The organism is Martelella alba, assembly GCF_006516955.1.
GTDB lineage: Bacteria > Pseudomonadota > Alphaproteobacteria > Rhizobiales > Rhizobiaceae > Martelella > Martelella alba.
On record NZ_VHLG01000001.1, the window covers coordinates 551,815 to 577,786 of the forward strand.

At 58.4% G+C, this 25,972-nt stretch carries 21 protein-coding genes; 10 read left to right on the plus strand and 11 right to left on the minus strand.

The window, feature by feature from the left end; translation table 11 throughout:
• Window positions 1-8: 8 nt before the first annotated feature.
• From FJU08_RS02545 to FJU08_RS02565, 5 genes are all read left to right on the plus strand, one after another.
• Entirely contained in the window at window positions 9-1,109 is a 1,101-nt protein-coding gene (locus FJU08_RS02545) for a type 2 periplasmic-binding domain-containing protein (protein ID WP_141147394.1), read from the plus strand.
• Window positions 1,110-1,186: 77 nt separating this feature from the next.
• The gene (locus FJU08_RS02550) at window positions 1,187-2,281 is read left to right on the plus strand and encodes an ABC transporter ATP-binding protein (RefSeq protein ID WP_141147395.1); all 1,095 of its coding nucleotides are present in this window, start codon (window positions 1,187-1,189) and stop codon (window positions 2,279-2,281) included.
• Between the two features lie 152 nt (window positions 2,282-2,433).
• A complete protein-coding gene (locus tag FJU08_RS02555) occupies window positions 2,434-3,987 on the plus strand; it encodes a hydantoinase/oxoprolinase family protein (RefSeq protein ID WP_141147396.1) in 1,554 nt (517 codons plus the stop codon).
• The gene (locus FJU08_RS02560) at window positions 3,984-5,075 is read left to right on the plus strand and encodes a DUF917 domain-containing protein (protein ID WP_141147397.1); all 1,092 of its coding nucleotides are present in this window, start codon (window positions 3,984-3,986) and stop codon (window positions 5,073-5,075) included. Before FJU08_RS02555 ends, FJU08_RS02560 begins: the two co-directional genes overlap by 4 nt.
• Window positions 5,072-6,157: a DUF917 domain-containing protein gene (locus FJU08_RS02565; protein WP_141147398.1), complete on the plus strand. Its 1,086-nt coding sequence runs from the start codon at window positions 5,072-5,074 to the stop codon at window positions 6,155-6,157. Before FJU08_RS02560 ends, FJU08_RS02565 begins: the two co-directional genes overlap by 4 nt.
• Here the strand turns inward: FJU08_RS02565 and FJU08_RS02570 are convergent.
• From FJU08_RS02570 to FJU08_RS02610, 9 genes are all read right to left on the minus strand, one after another.
• Window positions 6,133-8,748, minus strand: a complete 2,616-nt coding sequence (locus FJU08_RS02570; protein WP_141147399.1) for a LuxR C-terminal-related transcriptional regulator — start codon at window positions 8,746-8,748, stop codon at window positions 6,133-6,135. The genes FJU08_RS02565 and FJU08_RS02570 overlap by 25 nt on opposite strands.
• A gap of 132 nt (window positions 8,749-8,880) precedes the next feature.
• A complete protein-coding gene (locus FJU08_RS02575; protein WP_141147400.1) occupies window positions 8,881-9,921 on the minus strand; it encodes a zinc-dependent alcohol dehydrogenase family protein in 1,041 nt (346 codons plus the stop codon).
• A gap of 124 nt (window positions 9,922-10,045) precedes the next feature.
• Window positions 10,046-10,483, minus strand: a complete 438-nt coding sequence (locus tag FJU08_RS02580) for a YqaA family protein (RefSeq protein WP_141147401.1) — start codon at window positions 10,481-10,483, stop codon at window positions 10,046-10,048.
• Window positions 10,484-10,686: 203 nt separating this feature from the next.
• Entirely contained in the window at window positions 10,687-11,073 is a 387-nt protein-coding gene (locus tag FJU08_RS02585; protein ID WP_141147402.1) for a RidA family protein, read from the minus strand.
• Window positions 11,074-11,076: 3 nt separating this feature from the next.
• Entirely contained in the window at window positions 11,077-13,383 is a 2,307-nt protein-coding gene (locus FJU08_RS02590) for an acetamidase/formamidase family protein (protein WP_141147594.1), read from the minus strand.
• An 89-nt stretch (window positions 13,384-13,472) separates the two neighbouring features.
• Window positions 13,473-14,714: an acetamidase/formamidase family protein gene (locus tag FJU08_RS02595; RefSeq protein ID WP_141147403.1), complete on the minus strand. Its 1,242-nt coding sequence runs from the start codon at window positions 14,712-14,714 to the stop codon at window positions 13,473-13,475.
• 30 nt (window positions 14,715-14,744) lie between these two features.
• On the minus strand, window positions 14,745-16,352 hold the full coding sequence (locus FJU08_RS02600; RefSeq protein ID WP_141147404.1) for an amino acid ABC transporter permease/ATP-binding protein: 1,608 nt from the start codon (window positions 16,350-16,352) through the stop codon (window positions 14,745-14,747).
• 75 nt (window positions 16,353-16,427) lie between these two features.
• On the minus strand, window positions 16,428-17,276 hold the full coding sequence (locus FJU08_RS02605; protein ID WP_235890566.1) for an ABC transporter substrate-binding protein: 849 nt from the start codon (window positions 17,274-17,276) through the stop codon (window positions 16,428-16,430).
• 608 nt (window positions 17,277-17,884) lie between these two features.
• Window positions 17,885-18,310 carry a GatB/YqeY domain-containing protein gene (locus tag FJU08_RS02610; protein WP_141147406.1) on the minus strand — a complete coding sequence of 142 codons (426 nt, stop codon included), beginning with the start codon at window positions 18,308-18,310 and terminating at the stop codon, window positions 17,885-17,887.
• Window positions 18,311-18,642: 332 nt separating this feature from the next.
• Here FJU08_RS02610 and FJU08_RS02615 point away from each other — a divergent pair, with 332 nt between their 5' ends.
• Window positions 18,643-20,229, plus strand: a complete 1,587-nt coding sequence (locus FJU08_RS02615) for an alpha/beta fold hydrolase (RefSeq protein ID WP_141147407.1) — start codon at window positions 18,643-18,645, stop codon at window positions 20,227-20,229.
• Between the two features lie 111 nt (window positions 20,230-20,340).
• Here FJU08_RS02615 and FJU08_RS02620 read toward each other — a convergent pair whose 3' ends face one another.
• On the minus strand, window positions 20,341-20,784 hold the full coding sequence (locus FJU08_RS02620) for an Lrp/AsnC family transcriptional regulator (RefSeq protein ID WP_141147408.1): 444 nt from the start codon (window positions 20,782-20,784) through the stop codon (window positions 20,341-20,343).
• A gap of 126 nt (window positions 20,785-20,910) precedes the next feature.
• Between FJU08_RS02620 and FJU08_RS02625 the strand changes: the two genes are divergently transcribed.
• Complete coding sequence (locus FJU08_RS02625; protein WP_141147409.1) at window positions 20,911-21,960, plus strand: ornithine cyclodeaminase; 1,050 nt, start codon at window positions 20,911-20,913, stop codon at window positions 21,958-21,960.
• Window positions 21,961-22,062: 102 nt separating this feature from the next.
• Here the strand turns inward: FJU08_RS02625 and FJU08_RS22680 are convergent, their stop codons facing one another.
• Complete coding sequence (locus FJU08_RS22680) at window positions 22,063-22,221, minus strand: hypothetical protein (RefSeq protein ID WP_181409722.1); 159 nt, start codon at window positions 22,219-22,221, stop codon at window positions 22,063-22,065.
• 600 nt (window positions 22,222-22,821) lie between these two features.
• Between FJU08_RS22680 and FJU08_RS02630 the strand changes: the two genes are divergently transcribed.
• The 3 genes from FJU08_RS02630 (at window position 22,822) to FJU08_RS02640 (ending at window position 25,918) form a co-directional block, all read left to right on the plus strand.
• Window positions 22,822-23,790: a dihydrodipicolinate synthase family protein gene (locus FJU08_RS02630; RefSeq protein ID WP_141147410.1), complete on the plus strand. Its 969-nt coding sequence runs from the start codon at window positions 22,822-22,824 to the stop codon at window positions 23,788-23,790.
• Window positions 23,791-23,828: 38 nt separating this feature from the next.
• Window positions 23,829-24,881, plus strand: a complete 1,053-nt coding sequence (locus FJU08_RS02635) for a sialidase family protein (RefSeq protein WP_141147411.1) — start codon at window positions 23,829-23,831, stop codon at window positions 24,879-24,881.
• A gap of 62 nt (window positions 24,882-24,943) precedes the next feature.
• Entirely contained in the window at window positions 24,944-25,918 is a 975-nt protein-coding gene (locus tag FJU08_RS02640; RefSeq protein ID WP_141147412.1) for a tripartite tricarboxylate transporter substrate binding protein, read from the plus strand.
• Window positions 25,919-25,972: the final 54 nt, after the last annotated feature.

Consider the following 25,972-nt stretch of genomic DNA (forward strand, 5'->3'; position numbering starts at 1 on the left):
GGACAAGCATGACCATTACCAAGAACGGCCTCACCAGACGCACCCTGCTCAAGGCAGGTGCGGCAACAGCAGGTGTCAGCCTGTTCAACATCAACCACGCATTCTCGCAGGACGTGACCTATGACGGTGGCGTTTTCGATGCCGGCGGCGCGGTTTTCAACATTGCGGGCTGGGGCGGTTACTGGGAAGAAACCCAGAACAAGCTGGTGCTTGATCAGTTCCAGAAGGATTTCAACTGCCAGGTCCGCTATGACAGCACCTTCCCCTGGTTCCCGAAATATGTTGCTGCCGGTCCCGAAAACCCGCCCTTTGCGATGAACAACTGGAACATGCCGGAAATGTTCAAGACGGCTGGCGCGGGCGACTATTTCATGCCGGTTGACGAAATCAGGGCCAATGTTCCCAACACCTCCGAGCTCTGGGACTTCTCGATGAAGACCGGCATCGGCATCACCTGGGCCTTTTCGCGCTATTGCTATGTCTACCGCACCGATGCCGGCATTACGCCGGCGAGCTTCAAGGATTTCTGGTTGCCGGACTATGCCGGAAAGCGCGGCACCTACATCACCTCCAACACCCTGCAGATGATGTTCTTCATGGCATCCTGCGCCCAGTTCGGCAGCGGAGAAACGGATTTTGATGCGGGATATGAGGCCATGAAAAAGGCCATGCCGATGAAGATTTCCGACTTCACCGGAAACATGGCTGCCCTTGTCGAACGTGGCGAAGTCAACATTGCCGTTCAGTCCGATGCAGAAGCGCTGCTGCAGAAGGAAAAAGGCGTTCCAGTCGAACTCTATTATTGGGATGAATATAAGGGCATTCTTACCCAGACCCAGACGATCAGCAAATATGCAGATCCGACCAGTAAGAAGCTCGCCTTCGCGCTGTTGAACCGGATGCTCTCGCCCGAGTTCCAGTCTGGCTTTGCCGATGAATTCTGGATGCGCCCAACCAACAAGAATGCCGTCATCCCCGAAAAGATGACGAAGCTCGGCGTCACCAATACCGCGGACGCAACCGACGGGCTGCATATCCCCGACTGGTCTGCCTATCTTGCCGATGAAATCGACATTGTCGAAACCGTCAACGAGATCTTTGGCTCCTGAGCCAGACACAGGCTGGGCCGCCATTCATCGGCGGCCCACATACCCGCATTTTCATCTGACAAACGAGGCTAATCTCCGTGTCCGACATCCGGCTCGAACAACTCACCAAGCGCTATGGCGAATCGACTGCCGTCGATTCCCTGTCGCTGCATATCCAGGAAGGCGAGTTCTACGCGCTGCTCGGCCCGTCGGGTTGCGGCAAGTCGACCACGCTCAGAATGGTGGCGGGTTTTGTGAAACCGACAACCGGCCGCATTCTGGTCGGCGGGCAGAACCTGACACCGCTGCCGCCAGAAAAGCGTGACATCGGCATTGTCTTTCAAAACTATGCGATTTTTCCGCACATGTCGGTGGCCGACAATATCGCCTTCGGCCTGAAGCTCAGAAAGAAGTCGCGCGATGAAATCGAAACATCCGTCAAGGCTGCACTCGACCAGGTTGGCCTGAGTGGCTATGGCGATCGCTTTCAGCGCAACCTCTCCGGCGGCCAGCAGCAGCGCGTCGCGCTTGCACGCGTCCTGGTCACCGAACCACGCATCCTGCTTCTGGACGAGCCACTTTCAGCACTCGACAAGACCCTGCGTGAGGAAATGAAGTTCTGGATCAAGGAACTTCAGCAAAATCTTGGAATTACAACGATTTATGTCACGCATGATCAGGATGAAGCGCTGACCATGTCCGACAGGATCGGTGTGATGCGCGCCGGACAGATCGAACATTCGGGAACACCGCAGCAAATCTACGAGGAACCGGCGACGCTTTTCGTCACCACCTTCATCGGTCAATCCAACGTGCTTTCGGTCACGGCACGCAACGTCCAGGATGGGATCGCGACCTTCAGTCTTCGCGACAAGGTGCTGAAGGCAAGCACGCGTCATCTCATTGCCAAGGACAAACCCGCAAAGCTGATCATCCGGCCCGAAAATGTGCTGATGGGACCGGAAGCTGAAGCCCAGGGCGTTTCGCTCATTTCCGCCACTGTGAAAGACGAAACCTATCAGGGATCGATGCTTCGCTATCGGCTGGATGTCGAAGGCCAGGAGATTGTTGCCGAACGGCAAAACCAGCTGCATCTGAAACGCTGGACACGGGGCGAAGAGGTCACGATCGGCTGGACGGAACAAAGGGCGCGACTGCTGCCTGACGACCCGACGGTCACCACCGTCGGCTAGAGCCTGCCCCGACCGGAGCAAAGCGAGGATCGGCAAGCGCTCTAGCCCGCAGGGTCAACGTCGACATTTAAAAACAGGAACGAGAGCATCTGGCGCGACATAGCTGCGCGCCGGAACAGGAAAACGATTGTCTTCGATTGAAAGGTTTCACAATGCGCGTAGGCATTGATGTAGGCGGCACGAATACGGATGCCGTCATCTTGGATGGCAACACCGTTGTTGCAGGGTGCAAATCACCGACCACGGAGGATGTGAGTTCCGGCATTGCGTCGGCATTGTCCATCGTCATGGGAGAAAGCGGCGTCAAGCCCGAAGCCATCGAAGCCGTGATGATTGGCACCACCCACTTCACCAATGCCGTTGTCGAACGCCGCCGCCTGCTTGAGGTCGCAGCGATCCGCATTGGCCTGCCTGCCACCCGTGGCGTGCCGCCGATGACCGACTGGCCGGCAGATCTTGCTGATACGCTTGGCCGCCATACCTTCATGCTGCGCGGCGGTCACGAATTCGACGGTCGCGAGATTGCCCCGCTCGATGAAGCAGGGCTTCTCGACGTTGCCCGGCAGATCAAGGCCCGCGGCATTCAATCGGCGGCCATCACCTCGGTTTTTTCGCCGGTAACAGCGGTCATGGAACTGCGGGCGGCCGAAATCCTGCAACAGGAATGCCCCGGCGTTGCACTTTCACTCAGCCATGAGATCGGCCGGGTCGGTTTTCTGGAGCGCGAAAACGCCGCCATCATGAATGCCTGCCTCGCGGAACTCTCCACCAAGGTGGTCAATTCCTTCCGCACGGCCTTGCGCGACAAGGGCATCACCGCGCCCTTCTTCATCAGCCAGAATGATGGAACTCTCATGACGCCGGAGCATGTGGAACGCTATCCGGTCCTGACCTTCGCATCTGGCCCGACCAATTCCATGCGTGGCGCCGCCCGCCTCGCCGGACTTGGCGAGGCCATGGTGGTTGATATTGGCGGAACGACATCCGATGTCGGCATGCTGATGCAGGGTTTCCCGCGCGAAAGCGCCGTCGCCGTCGATATTGGTGGCGTTCGCACCAATTTCCGCATGCCCGATGTGCTGGCGATCGGCCTTGGCGGAGGATCGCTGGTGCGTGATGACGGCGCCCGGATCGGCCCGGATTCCGTCGGTTATGAAATCACCTCCAAGGCACTGGTCTTCGGTGGCGACATACTGACGACCACCGACATCATCGTTGCCGCCGGACTGGCAGATATTGGCGATGCCTCCCGCGTTGCCCATCTGCCAAAATCAACGATCGAAACCGCAATCGACACCATGCACCGCATGGTCGATGAAGCTGTCGACCGCATGAAAACCTCGGCGGATAAACTACCGGTCATTCTTGTCGGCGGTGGCTCTGTGCTGATCTCTCGCGATCTCCCTTCAGCCAGCGAAGTCATTCGCCCGGAAAATGCCGGCGTTGCCAATGCCATTGGTGCAGCGATCGCTCAGGTCGGCGGGGAAGTCGATCGGATCTACGCCATGGAAGGCCGCCAGCGTGACGATGTATTGAATGAAGCCAAGGCAGAAGCCTCTGCCAATGCCGTTGCCGCTGGCGCGAAGGCAGAAACGGTCAAGATCATGGACATTGAGGAAGTGCCGCTTGCCTATCTTCCCGGTTCCGCGACCCGGATCAGGGTCAAGGCCGTGGGTGATCTCGCGCTTCAGGAGGCCTCAAAATGAAGCTCGGAACACAGGATCTGAAGGATCTGGCTGTCGGCGCTGCCTTTCTTGGCACCGGCGGTGGCGGCGACCCCTATATCGGCCGCCAGATGGTGCAGCAATGCCTTGATGAGGGGCTGTCCGTCGATCTGATCGACCCCGACACGCTGGACGATGATGCCCTGGTCATACCGACAGCCATGATGGGCGCCCCGACCGTGCTGGTCGAGAAACTGCCGTCCGGTGAAGAGGCGATCCTGTCGCTCAGGCGCCTTGAAAAGCGCCTCGGAAAGACAGCCACCCACACGATGCCGATTGAAGTGGGTGGCATCAATTCCACCATCCCGCTTCTGGTCGGTGCGCGCCTTGGACTGCCGATCGTCGATGGCGATGGCATGGGACGGGCCTTTCCGGAACTGCAGATGGAGACCTTCGGCGTTTATGGCATATCAGGCTGCCCGATGGCGGTTTCCAACGAATGGGGTGACTGCACGCTGATCGAGGCCCGCTCCAATGAGATGATGGAATGGCTGTCGCGTGGCGTGGCCATCCGCATGGGGGGGGCAGCCTATATCGCCGAATACGCCATGTCCGGCGCTGAGGTGAAACGCACCGCCGTACCGCGCACGCTGTCGCTGGCCATTCAGGTCGGCAAGGTGCTGCGCGAGGCCAAGGCCAGTCATCAAAGCCCGTTCGAGGCGCTCCTCGCCTTCATGCCGAAGACGCTCTACAGCTATGCCACGATCATCTATTCTGGAAAGATCGCCGATATTCAGCGGGAAACCCGGAATGGCTTTTCCGTAGGCCGGGCGCGCATCGAGGGCTTTGCGCCCTATTCCAGCGTCATGGAAATCGAAATCCAGAATGAAAATCTGATCGCCCGGGTTGATGGCAAGGTTCGCGCCATCGTGCCGGATCTGATCTGCATCATGGATAGCGAAACGGCCGAACCGATCACTACGGAAGGCCTGCGATACGGTCAGCGGATCACGGTCATTTCCGTTTCCGTGCCGGAAATCATGCGCACGCCTGAGGCATTGGCGGTTTTCGGACCGAAATGCTTCGGCCTTGACGAACCCTACACCAAGATCGAGGAACTTTCGGCATGAGAGAGATCCGTTCTGGAGACCTGGAAGACATAGCAGTCGGTGCAGCTGTTCTTGGCACTGGCGGCGGTGGCGACCCCTATATCGGCAAGCTTCTCGCCCGTGGCGCCATTGAACAGCATGGCCCGGTCAAGCTGATTTCTCTTGAAGAACTGCCGGATGATGCGCAGATCGTCACCTGCGGCGCCATGGGTGCACCGACAATCCTGCTGGAAAAGGTCCCCTCCGGCGATGAAATGCTGATGGCCCTGCGCCATTTCGAGGACGTGACGGGAAAAAAGGTCGAGGCGCTGATGCCATTTGAGGCCGGCGGGCTGAATTCCTGCCTGCCGATCGTACTCGCCGCCCAGACCGGATTGCCGCTGGTCGATGCCGATGGCATGGGACGCGCATTCCCCCAGCTCGAAATGGAAACATTTCATGTTTATGGGGTGAAAGCGGCACCGGTTGCCATGGCAGATGAACGTGGCAATCTCGCAATGGTTGAAACGGAAGATGCAGCCAAGGCCGAATTTCTGGCCCGTGGCGTATGTATCCGCATGGGTGGTCAGGTCAGCCTGGTCAATTATCCGATGGATGGCAGAACGGCCAAACGTGTGTCAGTCCCCGCGACCATGTCGCTGGCGCAGGATATCGGCCGCGTCATTCGCCAGGCCAAGCAGGCAAAGCAGTTGCCTGTGGCATCGCTGATCGACTTCCTCAAGACGACCCATTACGGCCACGCCGAACTGCTTGGTTCCGGCAAGGTCGTCGACATCGAACGCAAGGTGGAAAATGGCTGGTCCGTCGGCATTGTCACGATTGCGCCATTCGATGAAGGGCAGCCCTATGCCATTCGCATTCAAAACGAGAACCTTCTGCTGGAACGCGACGGCAAAGTCCTGGCCGTTGTTCCGGACCTGATCTGTGTGCTGGACATAGACACGGCCGAGGCCATCCCGACAGAACGCCTGCGCTATGGCCAACGCGTCAACATCCTCGGTATCCGGGTCCCGGAGATCATGCGAACGCCAGAAGCGCTGGCCGTTTTCGGTCCTTCGGCCTTTCACATTGATGCAGCCTATGAACCGCTTGGCGGCTCCTGAGATATAAGGCCGCTCTGGCGCGCCACCGACACGGCCAATGCGCGCCGGGAAACGCCCAGTTTGGAAAACAGGTTTTTCAGATGGAATTTGACCGTCGGCTCACCAACATTGAGCCGGCGGGCAATGGCCTTGTTCGGCAGCCCCTCGGCCAGAAGCGACAGGACCTCGACTTCCCGGTGACTGAGCAGTCCTCCGCGCGGCACGCGACGGACTTCGGGGATCACGACAGCCGCCAGATATTGCGCCGTCCTGTGCCCCATCCGGCTCAATCCGACACGGCGAACCATTTTGCGGATGGTCTCGGCAAGCGGCCGCCCCTCGTCACGATATTGCTGTACCAGACCGGCCGGAAACGCCAGTGCCGCCACCTCTCCCAATGCGGTGATCGCCGCATCGTCATCGCCGGTCCGGGCGTAAAGCTCCGTCAGAAGCAGTTGCGCGCGCATCAGATGTTCGGCCCTTCGCGCAGCGCGCATGTCCGACACCAGCCCTTCCAGCAATATCTGCGCCTCCTCCAGCCGGTCCTGACGCAGCCGCAGCCGCCCGATAGCAAGGCGTGCGTCCCACCACTCCCGATGGGTCGGCCAGGCAGAGCCGTCCGATATTGCCGGCCAATGCTGGGCCGTGGCCTCCGCAGCATCCAGCATGCCTGCGCGGGTCTGCAACTCACATCTCAAAACGAAAAGCGACTGCCTCAGGCGCGGCAGATCGCGTGCCTGTGCAAGAGCAAGACCGCTGTCAATCACCTCATGGGCAGCAGCTTCGGCCCCTTCGGTGAAACGTGATCTTGCCAGAACCCCATAGGCCTCCACATAGAAATCAACCCAGCCTTCGCCGCGCTCCATGATCGCGAGATCGCGTTGCATCAACTTGCCTGCTTCACTCACATTGCCCTGGCGATAGCGGATTGCGGCCAAAGGCACATCGGCAATCGCCAGCAGATTGGCGTCATTCCAGTACTGCCCGTGGATGATTGCGAAGGCTTTATCGAGATATTCAAGCGCTTTGAGACAATTGTTATCCAGCATGCTGATAAAGCCCAGATGGATAAACATGAAGGCCTGAGGATAGGTCGACCCCTCCTCCTGATAGAGGGCCAGCCCGCGCTCTGCTGTCTCCCTGGCGGATGGCAGATCCCCCATACGCGTGTAGCAGGTGGCAAGATGGTTATAGATCCAGCCAAGCCGCCAGGTATTTTCCTTGCGTTCCCCCTTGGCTTCTTCACGCAATCGGGCAATACCGGCCATATCCATGGCGCGATCTTCATAGACCTCATTGAGGCTGTCGATGTGGCGTAGCATCCCCACCCAGTTTTCACTGGCAGGAATCCGTCCTTGCCGCGTGTCATCCAGAAGGGCATTCAGGACATCGCGCGCTTCGGTAATTTTTCCGGTCTTGCCCAGCATCACGGCGCGGCATAGCCGCAATGAAGGGGTCTTGAGAACGACCTGATGGGGAACCGCACGAATAATACCGCGCAGCACGGTATAGCCGGCTCTCAGGAAAAGCTCGACGCCCCCTGCATGCTCGATCGTTCTGACCGCCAGTTCATATTCACCGGCAATGGAAGAATGCAGTACAGACTTGGCCAGATTGCCATTTTCCGCGAATAGCCGGGCGGCGTGAATATGACGCGCCTTGCGTTTCTCCGCCGTTTCGCCGCCATGTTGAATTTCCAGAGCACGCGCAACAACCGTTGACAGCCGAAACCAGCCGGCATTCTGCTCCTCCGTCTCAATCAGCGGTGCCAGTTTTTCGATCTTTCGCAAAGTCGCGTAATCATAGGGCAGTTCAGCCAGGGCAGACGCGATCTTCAGGGTAAAATTCTCGATCCCTTCAACGGCGCTGAGAACCCGGCTCTCCACCTCATCGAGAGAGGGAAACACCTCCTCATGCAGAAATTCACGATAGACGCGAGATTCCCCCTCAATCAAAGCAGAGCGCTCAAGCCCACGCACGCCACGCTCCAATTCGCTGAGGGCCAGACGGTTCAGCGCCGGCCAGCCCCCCAGTGTCTCGCCGATCCTGTCCAGCTCGGACGCCGTCAGCCACGCGCCAAGCAACTGCCGCCTCTCGCTTCGGGAAAACTGCAGATGCTGCGCCCCCAGTTCGCTCAAAAGCCCGCGCATGCGCAGGCGCGACAGGGGAAGATCGGGTAACCGCCGACCGGCTATGGTAATCCTGATATGATCCGGCAGCTGATCGAAGAGCCAGGCCAGCACTGCGGGCGTTTCCACCTTCTCAGCATTATCAAAATAGATCTCGACCACTTGCTTCGAGACCGCCGTGGAGGCAAGTGCTTCACCTGCGCCTTTCACCGTATGGCGGAGAAAGGCATCAATCCGTTGTCTGATGTCCTCAGCCTGATCATCGCGCCTCAAGGCAAGCCAGAGAGCCTCGCGCCCGCGCCGCCCGGCGGTGCGAAACAGTTTGGCCATAAGCTCGGTCTTGCCGTAACCGGCCGGCGCCTGAATAAGAACGATCTGCCCCTCAAGACCGGAAGCAAGCCGCTGCTCAATTTCCGGTCTGGCAAGCAATTTCAAGGCATTACGCGGTGGCAATGACAGACTGTCTGAGAATTCGTCCTTCAAGATCGTATCAGTCGTTGCCCTGTCGTTTCATCATATTGCAACAGGCTCTGATGTTTCCTCTGCTTTGGCAAGAGCAATCTCGCAATTGGCAACCCGCCTCGGCATGCGAGCTTCCCGCCTCCCAGAATACAACTAGAACCGGTCGATGACGCTGATGCCGATATCCTGCGATTTATCCATCGCGGTGAGAAGCGGCACGGCTTCATCAAGCGAGATATGCCGGCCGATCAGCTTTTGCGGCTGCACCTTGCCGGTCGCAATCATGTCCAGCATGGCATCGTAGCGCCAGGCCTGCATGCCATGACTGCCATAGATCTCCAGCTCGTGTCCGATGACCTGCGCCATTGGAATTTTCGGCGTAGACTGCGCGCCAAGCATCAGCCCGACCTGCACATGCCGGCCCCGGCGCCGCAAATTCTGGATCGAATTGAAGCAGGTCGCCGGGCTCCCAAGCGCATCGATGGAAACATGGGCCCCGCCGCGCGTGATGTCGCGGATCGCTTCGACCGTATCAGCGACCTTCAGCGAATTCACACCTGCAACCGCGCCGCATTCCTTTGCAAAGGCCAGTTTCTCGTCGGAAATATCGACCGCGACAACATTTGCCCCCAGCGCCGTCGCGATCATGATTGCCGACAGGCCGACACCGCCGCAGCCATGAACAGCAACCCATTCTCCGGGCCGGGTTTTTGCCTGATCAACGACGGCCCGGAACGAGGTTGCAAACCTGCATCCAAGACTTGCGCCGGTGACATCATCAACCGCGTCAGGAAGCTTCACCAGATTCGTCTCGGCAAAATCGATCGCGACATATTCGGCAAAGGAGCCCCAATGCGTAAAACCGGGCTGGAACTGGTTGGGGCAGACCTGCTGGTTCCCGGAATGACATTCAGCGCAATGCCCACAACCGGAAACGAAAGGCACCGTGACGCGGTCACCGGCTTTGAAGCTCTGGATCCGGCTTCCTGTCGCAACCACTTCGCCAACAAATTCATGGCCAGGGACATGGGGCAGCCGGATATCCGGGTCATGCCCCATCCATCCGTGCCAGTCGCTGCGACACAAGCCCGTCGCGCTCACCTTGATAACGACACCGTCATTGCTGGGCGATGGATCCGGCACATCAACAATCTCTGGCGCTTTTTCGAAAAGCTCAAAAAGCATCGCTTTCATTTTCAACTCCCCACCAATCTGACCTGCTCCAGAGGCGTCCGATTGTTTCTGAATGCCAGACAGATATTCGCGATAGTTCTGTCCCGCCTATAGCCCGTTCCACAGAGTCGCGTAAGGTTCAATGTCATATCGCGCTTACAACAGCCACGGCGATGATGATATAGCGGCCGACCTTGGCAAGCGTGACAAGGAGCGTGAAGGTCGCAAGCGGCTCGCGCAGCACACCGGCCACCACGGTTATCGGATCGCCGATGACCGGTGCCCAGCTCAAAAGCAGTGACCATTTGCCATAGCGCTGATACCAGTTCTGCGCCCGCGCCAGAGCCGCCGGACTGACAGGAAACCAGCGCCGGTCGCGAAACCGCTCGATCCCGCGACCAAGGCACCAATTTATCAAAGACCCGATTATGTTGCCGATGCTTGCCGTCAGAACAAGCGCCCAGACCGGGAACTTGCCTGTGATAATGAGACCCGCAAGCGCGGCTTCTGATTGCATGGGCAGGATGGTGGCCGCGATCAGCGCGGTCAGAAACAGGCCGGCATAGGCTGCAAGCGCACTCATTGGATGCCAGGCTTTTCCGATTGATGGCTCAGGCTGCCCGACAGAACAGCACCGCTAAGGCTGCAGTCGTCGACCGAATGAGGTTCAGCTAGGTTCTCGTTCATTGCCGGATCATCCTTCTTCCGGATGAAGAAGGCAAGCATCGCAACCGGCAGTCCCCGGCAAGCTGACACGCCGCAAGCGCGAACATGGGCTCCGGAAGGTCAGCTTGGCCGCCGCGCGACAAAATCGATCTCGATCAGCGCGTCATAGGCAAGCCCCGTCACACCGACACAGGTTCGCGCCGGAAGGCGATCTTGCGGGAAGTAGCGTCGATAGGCAGCATTCATGGCGGCATAGTCCTCCTTGAAACGTGTGAGATAGACCCGCGCCATGACGACATGTTCCAGGCCGAGCCCCAGCCCTTTCAGAACGGTCTGAAGATTGGCCATGACATTGTCTGTCTGGGCTTCGATCCCGTCCGGCAGACGGCCCGGCATTTCTGGCGTATCCGGCATCTGGCCGGTAACGAAGACAAATCCATCACTCTCAACGGCATGACTGAAGGGAGCAACCGGCCGCGGGCCACCCTTGATCATATGAAACTGCATCGCCTATTCCTTCCCGCTGTCGAACATCGCCTTGCGAATGATCGCATGAATGCCCCAATTGCCATCGACGACCTGTGTGACACCGAAATCCACCGCTGCTGACATGACCGCGATCGCCTCGTCCTCGCTGAGACCGTGGCGCCCCATCAGGAAACGCCGCGCCTTGCGAAAGGCATCCTTCATGGCAAGATCGAGCGAGGATTTGGCATAGACCTCACCCTGCCCCTTTGCGCCGAACTCGGCCAGATAGTCCGGGTGGCTGAAGCCGGTAAGCACCCATTCATCGGGCGTCTCGATCAGCGGATAGGTCAGATCGTTGAAACGAGAATCGTTCTTGTGCAGGGTGATGCGCACCCTTCCCGTCATCGAACATTCGATAGCCGTTCCCGAAAGCTCGCCGTCGCCCTGTGCTGCATGCGGATCGCCGATCGACACCAGCCCCCCGGCAACGGAGACCGGCAGAAACACGCTCGCGCCCTTGCCGAGCCGCCAGTTATCCAGATTGCCGCCGAAATAGGCTGGCGGCACAGAATCGATGAACTCGCCCTCGCGCGGCGCCAGCGCAATCACGCCGAAATGTGGTCGCAGCGGAATACGGGTCCGTCGCGCAGCAAGGTCGCAGATCTCGACTGATGCGCGGTCGACCGGCACACCCGGATAATCATATGTGCGGTGGACAACGCCGAACGGATCGGTTTGAGGCGTCCAGCGATAGGAAAACAACGCCTCGGCAAAGCCCTCATCAGGGAAGATCTCATAAATGGTGACGTTTTCGCGCTGCTTGGGTTCCTTGACCAGCTCCGAATAGTGATAACCCCACCAGGCAGAAACATTGCTGCCGAAACAGCGGCCCATACCGGCCGGACTGAGGCTTTGACGCGGCACCATATCCTCGATATGGACCTCGATCACATCGCCCGGCCTCGCGTCGCGCACATAGATCGGCCCGGTGCAGATATGAACACCGAATCCCTCACCGGAGCCACGGCCGAAAACCGAAGCATCGACAGGCCCGGCACCGCGCCGGTCGACTGCCTTTCGCTCATGTGTCCAGTGAAAAACATCTTCCGCAGCGCTGTCTCCGGCAATCATAAGATCCGGCGCGTCGGAAGCATGCTGCGAGAGCGTCTCGATCTCAACCGTATCGCCCGAATTGATTTCAAGCACCGGGCTCAGCGACCGGCTGAAATAGCCCCAGTGAACCCGCGACGCATTGACGGCCAGATGGTGATGCCGGCCGCAATCCGCAGTCTCATTGGTCGCGGCCTCGTTGACGATTGCAGCCTGAGTTGCAGGTTTTGACGCTTGCTTCTTGCCCGCCAGCGCCTTCACCGGCCAGCCGCGTTGCTCAATACTGGCACCGTCCGCAAAACGATCGAGATATTGCGACCGAAAGGCGCCAGGTGGCAAACCGAAACGTTCCTTGAACATGCGGCTGAAATTGGCGGCGTCACCAAAACCGCAATTATAGGCGACCTCGGCCACCGGCAGACGCAGATCACCCGGCGTCACCAGAGCCGCGCGGGCGCGCTGCAGCCGCCTTTCTTTCAGATAATGCGCAAAACTCTCACCGTTCTGCTCAAACAGTTTCTGCAGATAGCGCTCGGAAATTCCCTCCGCACGGGCAACCTTGGCGGCGGTCAGTTCCGCATCATGAATACGCTTTTCGATGCTGAGCGTAACCCGGTTGAAAAGCGCCGCCAGGCTGGGCGTTGCCGGCTTGTCGGCAGCCTCCGCCTCCACCACCATGCTCACAAAGAGATCGGCGACAAACTGTTCGACTGATTGCCATTCGGCATTGGAAAGGCGCTCCATTTCAGCAACGGCACTTTCCATCGCGCGGATGAAGACCGCCGCCAGCCCGGTGCAGTCGAAACAGCGCGGATCCGAAAACGGGACCCAGGCGGCACCGCGCCGCTGCAAGACGGCATCCGAAATAGCAAAGACGGCCATACGAACATTGGTGTAAACCCGGGCCTCCCAGGGGCGATCCATCTGCAGCACGACGAGCTGGCCGGCACCGACCTCACGTGTCAGACCGTCGCTCACAACCTCGAAGCTCTCATCGAGCGGGATGATGCCCATCAACATGCGGCTGCGCTTGGGAATGCATGACAGGATCTGTGAGCCAGCCACCAGGCGGCCGACGATAACGCCATCACCATCGCCACGCAGCACGGCATTGGAATAGCTGTCCTGGGCACCATCGAGACGAACCGAATGCAGATTGAATTCCGCCAGCAACGCGCGCCACGCTTCGCTGCGAACATCCTGCGGATATGACTCGGCTATGAATTGCCTGACATTCATCCTTTCATCCGTGCTGTTGGTGATCGACGCCTCACAAGCGTCGATCGGATCATACTGCACGGGCGAAGAGTGAAAAGCCAGTCCCGGTCTCAAGAGCATGGAAAAAGGCTCTTTCGGATCGATCCGGTCACGCCCCAATTGGCGTCAACCACCTGGGTTACCGAAAAGTCAGCGGCGATCGACATCAGCGAAATCGCCTCGTCCTCGCTCAGATCATGCACCGTCATCAAGAACCGGCGCAATTTCCTGAAGGCATCGCGCATCGCATTGTCGAGGCTCGAGCTGGTCAGGATCTCATATTGGTGATTGGCGCCAAGTTCAGCGAGATAATTGGTAACGCTGAAGCCGAATACCGCCCAGACATCGTTATTTTCCAGCAGCGGATGGGTGAGCCCTTCCATGATGGTGCCGGCAAGATCGCTTTTCTTGTGCAGGATGAATTCGAATTTCCCGGTCATGGAAATCTCGACGGCCGTGCCGGAAAGCTCGCTGTCACCCTGGGTCGCATGGGCATCCCCGACCGAGAACAATGCACCATCGACCGAGACCGGATAAAACATCCTGACGCCCTTGGTGATGCGCCAGTCATCCATGTTGCCGCCGGTATAGCTTGGCGGAATGGTGCTGACGAAATCCGCCTCGGCCGGTGCCAGTCCCATCGTTCCAAAATGCAGCCGGGCAGGCACCGAAATGCCCTTCAGGACATCTTCCTTCTTCGTGATCGTCGCATGGTCGACATGGACACCGGGATAATCGATCACGGGGTGAACAATGCCATCGGGATCTGTCTGCGGTGTCCAGACATAGGAGTATACGGCCGAAACATGCGCCGGTTCGGCCATGTTCAGCTCATAGATCGTCACGACTTCGCGCGGCTTCGGCTCCTCGATAAGATCCTGATATTGATAGCCCCAGTTGGCAGAAGGGTTGGAACCGAAGAAACGCCCTGCAAATTCCGGATTGGCGCTCGGCCGCGGATAGATGTCGAGAATGCGCACTTCGAGCACGTCGCCGGGTTCGGCACCATCAATGGCGATCGGTCCGGTGAGAAGATGAACCCCCAGCCCCTCGCCCGGCCCGTGCTCAAAAGGACCGCTCTCGGGACCGGCACCGCGCCTGGAAACAGCCTTTTCCGTACTGGTCCAGTGATAGATCGCCTCAGCTTCAGCATCGCCCCTGATCATGCGGTCATAATCATCATTGGCGTGATGGGTGATCGTGTCGATCGTTGCGGTGTCTCCGGATTCTATGGTCAGGACCGGCGCAATTCGTTTGCTGAAATAGCCCCAATGCACCGTTTCGGGCGTGGCCGGCAATTTATGATGCGTCATTCTTCTCTCCATTCATGATATTCGTGCCGCTCAGGCAGGCTGGCCGTTTTCTTCGCCGACGATCTGCAGGAATTGTGCGGTGCGCGGATTTGTGGGACGCAAGAGCATCTCGCGCGCCCGTCCCTGTTCAACGATTGCACCTTCAGCCAGAAACACCGCCCGGTCGGCGACATCCTGGGCAAAGCCGAGCTGGTGGGTTGAAATCAACATGGTAAGACCATCCTCGACGGCGAGCCGCCGGATAACGTCAAGCACCTCGCTGACAAGTTCGGGATCAAGTGCCGACGTCGGCTCATCCAGCAGCAGGATCGCCGGATTGGGCGCCAGTGCGCGGGCAATGGCAACACGCTGTTGCTGGCCACCGGACATGTGACGCGGCAGGGCATCGGCCCGATGTGACAGACCGACCCGTTCGAGCAGTTCATCGGCCCGCCGGTTCGCCTCGCTGCGCGGCAGGCCCTGCACCCAGCGCAACGGCCCGGCCACATTTTCCCGGGCTGTGAGATGACCGAACAGATTGAAATTCTGGAACACCATGCCAACACCGACCGAGGCGCGCGCATCGGCAATGGCACTCTGCGAGAGTGAGCGGCCATGTGCATCGACACCAATCGACTGATCAATCACCCGGATCGTGCCGCTATCCCAGGTTTCAAGGTGGTTGATACAGCGCAAAAGCGTGCTCTTGCCCGATCCGCTCGGCCCAAGCAGCGCGACAACCTCCCCGAGACGCACATCCAGATCCAGCGACTTGAGAACGGCCTGACCTGAATAGCTCTTGTGCAGGTCACGGATCTCGACGGCTATGCGGTTTTTCTCAAGTGCTGCCCAGCGCTTGTCATGGTCGATGACGCGAGCGGCTTTGGCAGCGCGTTCCGGCGCAGGCGCAGGCTCAGCGGCAAGAGCCGTATCACGCGTTGCAGGCACCGCCACGGCCGGCAGTTCAACCCGGCGCCAGGGGATAAGCCGTGTCAGCCGGTTTTTCGGATCGGCATCGAGATCAAGTGTGGCCTCGACAATCAGCTGGATCAGCGCAATCGCGCCGGTGAGCACCAGATACATGAGGCCGGAGGCAAAGAAGATCGAGAAAAAGTCGAAGGTGGAGGATGCAAGCTGGGTCGAGCGCAGCGTCAATTCCTGAACGGAGACGACGGAGGCCAGAGAGGAATTCTTCAGCGCGCTCACGGCCTCATTTCCCAGCGCCGGCACCATGGTGCGAAAGGCCTGAGGGACAACGATACGGACCATGATTGCAAACGGTCGCATGCCCAGCGCCTGACCGGCGGCGATCTGCCCGCGATCAACGGCGATAATATTGGCGCGGATGATTTCAGCGATGAACGGCGCTTCATTCAGCGCCAGCGCCAGCCCGGCAGCCTCGATCGCAGTCAGTTTGATGCCAATCAGCGGCAGCGCATTGTAGCAGAAGATCATCTGCAGGATCAGCGGCGTGCCGCGAAAGATAATGGCATAGGCCCGCGCCAGAATGGCAAGCGGCCGGGAGCGGCCGAGCTGCATGGTCGCCAGCACGATGCCCATGACCGTGCCACCGGCAAGGCCTAAAACGGTGATCAGGAGCGTATAGACAATCCCGGTCACCAGATAGGGCTGGGTCAGATAATGAATAAATAGATCCATAATGCCTCTCGGCAGAACAAGGGAAAAGGACCGACCGGTACATTCATGACCGGCCGGTTGTCTTTTAAAGGGAGATCAGTCAGCCAGAACGAGCTTGGGTTCTTCGATCTGGTCTGCGGGAAGGTTCCACTTGGCCATCATCTCGGCCTGCATGCCGCTCTTCTGGATCTCCGTCAGCGCCGCCATGACGGCATCGCGGAAATCGGTATTACCCCGCGGAACGGCAATGCCGACCGAATAGGGAAGCGTGACCGCAGTCGCCTTTTCCAGCTTGTCGGGATAAGCGGCGACAGCACCGTCAACCGTGTTCGCGTCATTGATATAGGTGTCTGCCCGGCCCGACAGGATCGCCTGAATGCAGTTGGCATTATTGTCGTAGAGCTGGATTTCCGGTGCAGGCTTGCCAGCGGCTTCGCATTCTGCGGCCAGCGCCTGAATGAGCGGCACTTCCACATAGCCGGTATTTTCCGCCGCCGTTGTGCCACACATGGAGATGTTGATGCCGTCGATATTTTTCGGATTGCCCTTGGCAACCAGAACGCCATCAAAAACCTTCAGATAGGTGACAAAATCGGCCGCCTTGGCGCGATCCTTCGTGGCGTAGATGTCGGAAATCACGATGTCGGCCTGACCAGCCTCAAGGGTCGTCAGCAGGGCGGCGAAGGTGACGGGCTTATAGGTGAGGCTGAAACCGAGGCAATCGCCGATCGCTTCGCCGAGATCGATATCAAAACCGATATATTTGTTCGGGTCGTTCGGGTCCAGCGCCTCATAGCCCGGCGTATGCGGGTTGACGGCGTTGACAAGGGTCTTGCCCTTCAGATCCGGATATTTCGCCTGAAGATCTGCACAGGCGGCTGGTGTTTCCGCATGCGCCTGCGTTACCGGCGCAACCGAAGCCAGGCCGAGCGATGCGATGAACATTTGCGCTGCAAAACCGAGACCCAGCCAGTTCCGGCGAATGAATGTCTTTCCAGTGTTTGTTTGTTGCATTTCCCGCTCCATGTTTTCTGGACACTGCGGCCACCCGCAGCAGTCAGCCGAGCATAGGAGCAGTCAGCGCCGGAACTGTTGTTCACTGGCGCACTTATTATTGTCATCCATCATATTGACGAAGCAAGACAGACAGGCTTTGACTATTTTATTCGCATATAATACATATTTTTTAGGCAAATGCGGAATTTATATGCTTGTCAGCATCATCTCGCCCTGGCCACAACAGGCCGCGCTTTTTTTCGCACCGCCGTGCATAACGCAGTGTGTGGTGGCATCTGCAGCAGCCAGGCCGATACAGAACCGCCGGCTCGCGAAAACAGGATGGCTTCGCGTCGGTGCGAGACGATATGGGTGGCTTGAACACGCCGCAACGGCCAGAAAAGTATAAATCCAGCGTCATTCAGCTATGTCAAAACCGCGTTTCAGACCGCAGATACATTGGGCGTTCGGCCAACAAACGCCCCGCGGAGAGGCGCTCGTGGCAAAGTTCCACCAATGAGGGCAGCCAAACCACCCTCATCGATATCCAGCGGCGTTTAAGCAAGCGCCGCCTTGACGAGGGCGGAAGCGGTCTTGCCGTCATATTCGCCGGGATGGGCCTGTTTCAGCGCCGCCATGATCTGCCCCATATTATCACCGGCAGCAACGCGCGCCTCGGCAAAGGCCTTCAGTTCTGCCTCACTCATCTGCTTGGGCAAAAAGGGCTCCAGCGCCGCCTTTTCAAGTTCGATCTGATCGCGCTTTTCCGAGGGACCGGCCGGCAGATAGCCTTCGGTCTCATTCAGCCCCTTGAGGAGTTTACGCACCTCGGCAACGATCTCTTCATCCGTCAGCGGACGTACCGGATTCATGGTTTTTGAACGGGTGTCGATGGCACCCTGCAGCGTCAGCAACACACCCGCCTGCGGCTGGCGCGCCTTGCGTGCAGCCAGAGTGGCTGCCTTGATCTTCTCTAAAAGCATAACTTTCTTCCGTATTGAAGGCTGATTGACGAGCAGCGGCGCTGCCGTGAACAAGAGCCAGCGCAGAGTATAGCACAGGATTGTCCAAGCAGACTGCCGGGCCTCAGCTTGAAATGACGATGATTGGCGGCATGAGAGATGAAACCAGCCCCATATGCCCGGCAAGATTGGGTGGACATCAGTTTCCCCGCGCCCGCCCCGGCAACCAGGTCAGCGGCATTCCTTCTCATTTGCCGCAAGCCTGACGCGCCACGCAATGCCCGCTCTATTTTTGGAAAGTGTGTCAACATAAAGACTTGACGGCGTAATTTCGACTGTAAAAAGTCTAATTCATGAAATCGCGTCACGAAGCCTTCCTGCGCCATGCAGCCCGACTTGCAGAGATTCCAAGGCTCCTGAAACCAGCCACCCTGCCGGGGCGCTGGGAGCAGGATCCCGAACTGCACCACAACGCAGACAGGGGCTTTCTTGCGAGTGAATATTTTTACGCTCATTTTCATGGAATCGAGTTGCCCAGCGCGCTTTATGATCGAGATGGCGAACGCACCTTCAGCAATGCGGAAGAATGCTCCTTTCCCCCGAATCTTGGCCTGCCGCTTTCCGATAGCAGCGGCATCAACTTTCGCGAACATAATGGCGTCCTAATCCTGCTCCTTGACCTCAACCGGCGCTGGAAGGATGTTCCTGACGGTCTTTCACATCTCGCCGTGGTGATTACCCGCAGTTTTCTGGAGACCATCATCGCCCGCCCGGATGGGCCTGTTACATTGACGGAAGGCGAATATCGCCTCCTGACGCTTCTCTTGTCCGGTCTCGAACTGAAACAGGCCGCGATCCATCTGGGAGCTGCCTATAATACCAAGCGCAAACAGCTTCAGGTCATCTTCCAGAAATTCAACGTCTCCGGCCAGACAGCACTGCTGCAGGCCGTCTCCTTCACCATCATGGGCGAGGTCGTCGGCCTTGTCGGCCGGTCCGGTACGCTGCGCGCGGAACAGGCCCTGCTGCGCCGTCATTTCGGCGGTGATGTCCTGTTCCACGATGTCGCGCTCAGCGGTGGAGACCGCCTGCCGGTATGGGAATTCGGTCAACGCAGGGGCCGGCCCTGCCTCTTTTTTCACCCGCTCCTGACGCCGGCCATCATCGCTGAAAATGCCGTCAGCCAGATGAAGGCCAACGGACTGCGCTGGATCGTGGCACCGCGTTTCTTCTCGCCTGCCGCGAACGAACCTGACCCGGTGCTGCATCTTGAGCGCTACAGTGCAGCGCTTGCTGACTTCATAGAGCATTTCATCGGCGAGCCCGTCGATTGTGTCGGCGCAAGTTCCGGTGCGGCCTGGCTTGGCTATTTCGCCAGGCACTATCCGCATCTCGTCCGCCAGATCGTGATCGCTGGCATGCCGCACCCGCCGACGCTGCGCGCGGTCGAGGAAAGTACCAGCCTGCAAAGCTCGCTTTCCGATGCCATGCGACATAACCCGAAGATCGTTTCAACGCTTGTCAGAGCCTATTCTGTCATTGCCCGCACGCCGGCCCTTGCCGCCCGCGCCTACCGGCTTTCCTACCGCCATTCGCCACCCGATCTCGCCGTTATTGACTATGGCATTCAGGCCGGTTTCATTCTCGACTGGCTGAAGCTGTTGGGCGAACGCGGCGGCAATGCCATCGCCGCCGATCTGCTTGTCAATCAACGCGACTGGGTGAGTGAACTTCTGGAAAGCGGGCTGCCGATCACACTGGTGCACGGAGAACAGGACGCGATGTGCCGCCCGGAGGTGGTTCATGCGCTGCATGCCCGCCGCTGCGACATCAGAACTCACATCCTGCCCGATGCCGGGCATCATCTGGTCGCCAGCCATTTCAATGTCATCGCCAATATATTGTCCGGGACCTATCTCTGTTCTGCCAATTCGGCCTAGGGCGCCGATCTGATTCGTTCGGATCGAAAGGCGCCCGAGTGGAACGAATTTGAGTTTAAGACCCGTCGGCCAGATATGCTGGGCACAAATGCCAGAACGATCCGCCGACGGCTAAACCGTGCTCAAGAGCAGGCTGGTCTCGCTATTGGCGACGCCGTCAATCATCCTCACCTCCCGCAGAACCCGGTCGAAATCGGAGAGGCTCGAAACGCGGATGTCAGCCACCAGATCCCAGTTTCCATTGGTTGTGTGCAGGGCATGGATTTCCGGCAGGCCACGCAGCCGCCGGATTACCTGGGTCGTCGACTTGCCGACCACTTCGATCATCATCACCGCCCGAACCGACGTGGCGTCGTAATCCTCCCGAACGCGCACAGTGAAACCTGCCAGTGTCCCGGTCTTGATCAGCCGGTCGAGACGGGCCTGGACAGTTCCCCGCGCTACGCCGAGCCGCGTTGCCAGATGCGACAGCGAAGCACGCCCATCCTCTCTCAAACAGGCAATGAGCCTGCGATCCAGCTGATCCGGCATATATTTGACGATCTGCTCATCCATTGATCAGTTTGCTCAGTGCTTCTGTACAGTTTGCTCGCTATTCCGATCAGATTAATACAAATTTGAAATTTCTGTCGGGAAAACTCTACGGCATGATGGCAAGCATGTGCAAAGAAGGAGTTCGCCATGACGCCGCTCGCCTCTGAGAAGGCCTTTATCCGCTTTGTCAGCGTTGAAAACATGATGCGCCTCATCCATCACATTGGTGTCGAGACCATGCTCAAGGACCTGGCGGCAGCGATCGAGCGTGATTTCCAACGCTGGGCGGAATTCGACAAGACGCCGCGGATCGCCTCACATTCACGCGAGGGCGTCATCGAGCTGATGCCCGCCTCCGACGGCACGACCTATGCCTTCAAATATGTGAACGGTCATCCCAAAAACATGGCGCGCGGTCTGCAGACGGTGACGGCCTTCGGCCTGCTCGCCGACGTCGCATCAGGCTATCCGGTGCTTTTGACCGAGATGACCCTGCTGACCGCGCTGCGCACCGCCGCAACTTCAGCCATGGCTGCCCGTCATCTGGCGCCGAAACATGCGAAGACAATGGCGATTATCGGAAATGGGGCGCAGGCCGAATTTCAGGCGCTGGCAATGAAGGCTGTCACCGGCATAAAAACCGTGCGGCTTTATGACATTGATGCTCAGGCCACCCGCAAGGCTGCGCGTAATCTCGAAAAGAGCGGCCTTATCATCATCATGTGCAAGTCAGCACAGGAGGCCGTTGAGGGGGCGGAGATCGTCACCACCTGCACCGCCGACAAGCAATATGCCACCATCCTGACCGACAATATGATCGGTCCTGGCATTCACATTAACGCGATTGGTGGAGATTGTCCCGGCAAGACGGAATTGCACCGCGACATCCTGCTGCGTTCCGATATCTTTGTTGAATATCCGCCGCAGACAAGAATCGAGGGAGAAATCCAGCAGCTTGAACCGGATCATCCGGTCAGCGAGCTATGGCAGGTCATTTCCGGCACTGAGCCCGGCAGATCAAGTGACAGACAGATTACACTGTTTGACAGCGTCGGCTTCGCCATTGAGGACTTTTCTGCTCTTTGCTATGTGCGGAGCCGCCTTCAAGGAACCGATTTTTACGAAAAGCTCGACATTATTGCCGATCCCGACGATCCACGCGACCTCTTTGGCATGCTGGAGCGCGCGAGGCGCTGAGCGGGACTTCATTTTTTAGAACCGGGTCACCGTTACCCGACTCACACAATCTGCATTTCATGGCGAATTGCCAAGCCATGCGCCCCTTGCAGGGGCCTGTGATCAATCGAAAGTGCGCGGGCTGCGGCGGAAAGCTTCGGCGCGGTTTTCGGCATAATCATCAATGAAGCTGCCGACACCCTTGGCAAAGCGGTAAAATGCGTTGCGCGAGCGGCCTTCGTTGAAAGCGTTATTGCTGCGATTCGAACGTGCGTTGGTCATTTCAGTTGTCTTTTCAGTTGGGTCATTAACTGCTTACTCAAATAGGCCTTTTTGATGCGGTTGGTTACTGGCATGGCCGCAGGGTAGCTATGCATTTACGCAACAGCCCATTGATAGACGTCAAAATTTTAGGCAGAACCGCCTCAATTCTGCCTCGCTCAGACGCAGCTGGGTGAATTTCCGGCAATGTGCAGTCTCCGTCAGCCGGTACGGGAATACCGGGCTTCCCCGCCTGCACGATCTATGCTGCGGAAATGAACAAAAAAGAATCCGTGCACCGCCGCAATCTCACTTGTCTCTGACGCTAAAAGGCGCTAAGCACGGTTTGCTAACTCGTAACAGCAAGCGTTTCCGGGAGGATAATCGGTTTTCGCGCCTGCATGGAGAAGCTCGTCTTTTGCCGGGCTTATCTTACATTTCCCAATTTGAAATCCCTGCAGACAGTTTCAAACCGGCCCTCGCATGAAGATCTTGCAGAGCGTCGCAAAGCGCCCCGGAGCCCCGTTGCGCTGGCAGTTTACGTTCTATGCCGGTTCGTGGTTGGCAGAGCTGGATTTTTGCAGTGAGGTATTGGAAATGGTGAAGTCAGGCAGGAGCGAAATGGATCATCACACAGGCGTCTGGCCGGTGATGCTTACTCCTTTCACCGAAGATCGTGAGATTGACTGGGCATCGCTGGAGCGCCTGATCGATTGGTATATCGCCTCCGGCGTCCACGGGCTGTTTGCCAACTGCCAGTCGAGTGAAATGTTCTTCCTGAGCGATGCTGAGTCGGAGAAACTGACGCGCTTCGTGGTCGATTACGTTGATGGCCGCGTCCCGGTCGTCGCCTCCGGCCACACCGGCAATGCGCCAAGCCATCAGGCAGAGCAGCTTGCTGCCCAGGCTGCCTGCGGTGTTGACAGCGTCATCATGATCTCCAACCGCCTCGCCAGCCAGGACGAAGGTGACGAGGTCTTCCTCGAACGCCTCGCCGCGCTGACGGAAAAGGTTCCGGCCTCGGCTGGCATCGGCGTCTATGAATGCCCCTACCCTTACAAGCGCCTGCTGAGCGATGCTGCCGTTTCCTTTGCCGCCAAGTCGGGCCGCTTCACCTTCCTGAAGGACACCTGCTGCAATATCGAGACGCTGACGCGCCGTGCCAAACTGGTTGAAGGCAGCCAGCTGCATATCGCCAACGCCAATGCACAGACGCTTCTTGCAAGCCTGAAGGTCGGCTGCCACGGCTATAGCGGTGTGATGGCCAACTTCCATCCCGCGCTTTATGTCTGGCTGACAGAGAACTGGCAGTCGGAGCCGGAAAAGGCCGAAATTCTGGGCACTTATCTCTCGGTCGCTGCCATGACTGAAAGCATGGATTACCCGCTCTGCGCCAAGGATTTCCAGAAGGCGATCGGCAATTTTTCCAGCATGGAATGCCGTACGCGTCCGCTCGGTGGCTATTTCCAGAACCATTTCTCCTCGACGGTCTCGCAGATGATCGCTCTTGGCGAAACGCTTGCCAGCCAGCTTGAACTCGACATCCCTGCTGCTGCTTTTGATCCGGCTGGAAAAATCGCTGCTCAGTGAGCAGCGACCGGCTGACGGAAGCGGAGGAGGCAACCGTGATGCAAAAACTGAAACTTCTGGAAAAGACATTCGTCGTGCCGCTTGGGCATGAGCTGTTCAACAATTGCCACGCCTCGACAGTGATTGTTCTGCCGAATGGCGAGAAGCTCGTCGCTTTCTTCGGCGGCGAGCGTGAAGGCGCCGGCGATGTTGCCATCTGGCTGGTTCGCGGTGATGAGAACGGCTTTCAGGCCCCTGAACGCCGCTTCGCCGAAGATGGTCTGGCGCACTGGAACCCGGTCCTTCTCAATGAGGGCAATACGGTCTGGATCTTCTACAAGGTCGGCCCGACGGTTCACACATGGACGACCCGCTGGAGCGTTTCGCATGACGGCGGCAGGACATGGAGCGATCCGGCGGAACTCATTGCCGGTGACACCGCCCCGCGCGGTCCGGTGAAGAACAAGCTTCTCGTCATGTCCAATGGCGCCTGGCTTGCCCCGGCCTCGGTCGAGACGGACACGATCTGGGACGCCTTCGTCGATCTTTCAGCCGACAAGGGCCAAAGCTGGAACCGTATTGACGTGCCCTTCACCCATCGTTCCCCTGACGAAAAGCAGGGCGAAGCCGGTGTCTGGTCAGGTCTTGCCGAAAATGCGCTCTGGGAAACAGATCCGGCCAAGGTGTTCGCTTGGGATGGCGTGATCCAGCCCAGCGCCTGGGAATCGCAGCCCGGACATATCCATCTGATGATGCGCTCGACGCGCGGCTTCATCTATCGCAGCGATTCCGAAGATTTCGGCGCGCACTGGTCGGAAGCCTACGCGACCTCGGTCGTCAACAATAATAGCGGCATCGATGTCGTCGAAACCGACGGTACGCTGGCGCTTGTCTATAATCCGAACGGTGGCAACTGGGGCCGCCGCTCGCCCCTTTCGCTGGCCCTTTCCCACGACAACGGTGCCAGCTTCAACCGGGAACTCGATCTCGAAACCGAAGAAGGAGAGTTTTCCTATCCGGCCATCATCGCTCAGGGGAAAGAGCTTCATGTGGCCTACACACATAACCGCAAGTCAATCGTCTACTGCCACCTGGTTTTGGAGGATGGCTAGCGTTTCGGCCGGCAAAAACCCTGCCGGCAGGAATGTCTAGAATTAAAACAAGGGAGTTGGAAATGTTGAAAGCAATTGGAATCGCGCTCTGCGGCGTTCTGGCCTTTGCCAGCGTTCAGGCAACCGCACAGGAACTGACCTATCCGAAGAAGAATATCACCGTCATCATCCCGAAGAATCCGGGCGGCGGCACGGATACATCGGCCCGCCTGACGCTGGAATATGCCAAGAAATATCTGCCTGACGGCGTGATTTTCGTTCCGGAAAACAAGCCCGCCGGTAACGGCGTGACCGGTCTGGTTGAAGCCGCGCATGCCCGTCCCGATGGCGAGACGCTGGTCATGACCACGGTTGAGCTGGCCATGTTCCCCTACCAGAACAAATCGCCGGTCGATTACAAGAACTTCACCGGCCTGTTCGCACCGATCGCCGATCCGTGCTCGCTGGTTGTCAAGGCCGATGCGCCGTACCAGACGCTGGAAGAATTCGTCCAGTATGCCAAGGATCATCCGGGTGAAGTCCAGGTTGCCAATTCCGGCACCGGCGCCATCTATGATCTCGCCACCACGAACATGGAACAGCAGCTCGGCATCAAGCTGAAGCACATTCCGTATTCCGAAGGCATTGGCCCGGCGATTGCTGCGCTGGTCGGCGGTCACGTTGATGCCGTCATCACCACGCCCGGCGCTGCCAAGCCGCAGATTGATGCCGGCGCGCTGAAGATGCTCGGTGTGATGGACAGCAAGCGTTTCGAACTGTTCCCCGACGTTCCGACCTTCAACGAAGCTCTGGGTGCCGGTACCGACACGCAGATGCGCGCATGGGCTGCCATTGCCGGCCCGGCAAACCTGCCTGACGACATCTCCAGCCAGCTGGTTGCTGCCTTCCAGGCCGTTGCTGCCGATCCGGACTTCCAGACGGCCATGAAGAACCAGGGCATCATGCCGAGCACGATGACCGGTGAAGAGGTTCAGGCCATGATGAAGGCCGACGATGCGATGTATGCAAAGCTCATCGCCGAAAGCAAGTCTGAGTAATCTCATTCATATGCCTCGCCCGCAGCCCCTATCGGGCTGCGGGCAGGACGGGAG

Bases quoted from the DNA above. Each gene is read 5' to 3' on its own strand.
- FJU08_RS02600 (WP_141147404.1), bottom strand. From the start codon at position 16,352: ATGGATCTATTTATTCATTATCTGACCCAGCCCTATCTGGTGACCGGG.
- FJU08_RS02595 (WP_141147403.1), bottom strand. From the start codon at position 14,714: ATGACGCATCATAAATTGCCGGCCACGCCCGAAACGGTGCATTGGGGC.
- FJU08_RS02635 (WP_141147411.1), top strand. From the start codon at position 23,829: ATGCAAAAACTGAAACTTCTGGAAAAGACATTCGTCGTGCCGCTTGGG.
- FJU08_RS02625 (WP_141147409.1), top strand. From the start codon at position 20,911: ATGACGCCGCTCGCCTCTGAGAAGGCCTTTATCCGCTTTGTCAGCGTT.
- FJU08_RS02630 (WP_141147410.1), top strand. From the start codon at position 22,822: ATGGATCATCACACAGGCGTCTGGCCGGTGATGCTTACTCCTTTCACC.
- FJU08_RS02580 (WP_141147401.1), bottom strand. From the start codon at position 10,483: ATGAGTGCGCTTGCAGCCTATGCCGGCCTGTTTCTGACCGCGCTGATC.
- FJU08_RS02605 (WP_235890566.1), bottom strand. From the start codon at position 17,276: ATGTTCATCGCATCGCTCGGCCTGGCTTCGGTTGCGCCGGTAACGCAG.
- FJU08_RS22680 (WP_181409722.1), bottom strand. From the start codon at position 22,221: ATGACCAACGCACGTTCGAATCGCAGCAATAACGCTTTCAACGAAGGC.
- FJU08_RS02560 (WP_141147397.1), top strand. From the start codon at position 3,984: ATGAAGCTCGGAACACAGGATCTGAAGGATCTGGCTGTCGGCGCTGCC.
- FJU08_RS02565 (WP_141147398.1), top strand. From the start codon at position 5,072: ATGAGAGAGATCCGTTCTGGAGACCTGGAAGACATAGCAGTCGGTGCA.
- FJU08_RS02620 (WP_141147408.1), bottom strand. From the start codon at position 20,784: ATGGATGAGCAGATCGTCAAATATATGCCGGATCAGCTGGATCGCAGG.
- FJU08_RS02575 (WP_141147400.1), bottom strand. From the start codon at position 9,921: ATGAAAGCGATGCTTTTTGAGCTTTTCGAAAAAGCGCCAGAGATTGTT.
- FJU08_RS02555 (WP_141147396.1), top strand. From the start codon at position 2,434: ATGCGCGTAGGCATTGATGTAGGCGGCACGAATACGGATGCCGTCATC.
- FJU08_RS02590 (WP_141147594.1), bottom strand. From the start codon at position 13,383: ATGAATGTCAGGCAATTCATAGCCGAGTCATATCCGCAGGATGTTCGC.
- FJU08_RS02545 (WP_141147394.1), top strand. From the start codon at position 9: ATGACCATTACCAAGAACGGCCTCACCAGACGCACCCTGCTCAAGGCA.
- FJU08_RS02610 (WP_141147406.1), bottom strand. From the start codon at position 18,310: ATGCTTTTAGAGAAGATCAAGGCAGCCACTCTGGCTGCACGCAAGGCG.
- FJU08_RS02615 (WP_141147407.1), top strand. From the start codon at position 18,643: ATGAAATCGCGTCACGAAGCCTTCCTGCGCCATGCAGCCCGACTTGCA.
- FJU08_RS02640 (WP_141147412.1), top strand. From the start codon at position 24,944: ATGTTGAAAGCAATTGGAATCGCGCTCTGCGGCGTTCTGGCCTTTGCC.
- FJU08_RS02585 (WP_141147402.1), bottom strand. From the start codon at position 11,073: ATGCAGTTTCATATGATCAAGGGTGGCCCGCGGCCGGTTGCTCCCTTC.